Annotated in this window: 2 tRNA genes; both read right to left on the bottom strand. The window is 41.5% G+C overall.

The window, feature by feature from the left end:
- Nucleotides 1-132: 132 nt before the first annotated feature.
- Nucleotides 133-208, bottom strand: a tRNA-Ala gene (locus tag ACGHEH_RS21815).
- A gap of 43 nt (nt 209-251) precedes the next feature.
- Nucleotides 252-328, bottom strand: a tRNA-Ile gene (locus ACGHEH_RS21820).
- Between the last annotated feature and the right edge of the window lie 29 nt (nt 329-357).

Raw genomic sequence — 357 nt, forward strand, 5'->3', positions numbered from 1 at the left:
AACTCTTTTTAGAATTTCTTCTAAAAGAATTAATTATCAGCTTTTCCAAATTTTTAAAGAGCAAGAGAATTACTTCTCAGAGTTAAAGACTCTGTAGTCAAAGTGTTTATCTATGAGGAGTAAGTAGTAAAGTGGTGGAGCTAAGCAGGATCGAACTGCTGACCTCCTGCGTGCAAGGCAGGCGCTCTCCCAGCTGAGCTATAGCCCCACATTACTAGGAATACATTGTTTATGACCGACTTTAAGCAAAGTGGTGGGTCTGAGTAGACTTGAACTACCGACCTCACGCTTATCAGGCGTGCGCTCTAACCAGCTGAGCTACAGACCCAAACAATGTTTTGTTCTCTAATTCTATTC

It is taken from the genome of Pseudoalteromonas sp. MTN2-4 (assembly GCF_042848605.1).
GTDB lineage: Bacteria > Pseudomonadota > Gammaproteobacteria > Enterobacterales > Alteromonadaceae > Pseudoalteromonas.